This window comes from Morganella sp. Je.2.23 (genome assembly GCF_051129855.1).
Classification (GTDB): Bacteria; Pseudomonadota; Gammaproteobacteria; order Enterobacterales; family Enterobacteriaceae; genus Morganella; species Morganella sibonii.
Genome location: NZ_JBCPSQ010000029.1, coordinates 1 through 565 on the forward strand (window position 1 = coordinate 1; position 565 = coordinate 565).

The 565-nt window shown below is 53.6% G+C and carries 1 rRNA gene; it reads left to right on the plus strand.

Annotation, left to right across the window (positions count from 1 at the left end):
• A 23S ribosomal RNA gene (locus tag AAZR23_RS20715) occupies positions 1-565 on the plus strand; the annotation flags it as partial.

Sequence of the window (565 nt, forward strand, 5' to 3'; positions counted from 1 at the left end):
AAGACCAAGGGTTCCTGTCCAACGTTAATCGGGGCAGGGTGAGTCGACCCCTAAGGCGAGGCTGAAAAGCGTAGTCGATGGGCAACGGGTTAATATTCCCGTACTGGTGGTAACTGCGAAGGGGGGACGGAGAAAGCTAAATCATCCGGGCGACGGTTGTCCCGGTTTAAGCGTGCAGGTGGACTGACCAGGCAAATCCGGTCGGTTGTTAACACTGAGGCGTGACGACGAGCCACTACGGTGGTGAAGTGATTGATGCTCTGCTTCCGGGAAAAGCCTCTAAGCTCCAGGTTACCATTAATCGTACCCCAAACCGACACAGGTGGTCAGGTAGAGAATACTCAGGCGCTTGAGAGAACTCGGGTGAAGGAACTAGGCAAAATGGTGCCGTAACTTCGGGAGAAGGCACGCTGGCATTAGGTGAAGTGATTTACTCACGGAGCTGAAGCCAGCCGCAGATACCAGCTGGCTGCAACTGTTTATTAAAAACACAGCACTGTGCAAACACGAAAGTGGACGTATACGGTGTGACGCCTGCCCGGTGCCGGAAGGTTAATTGATGAGG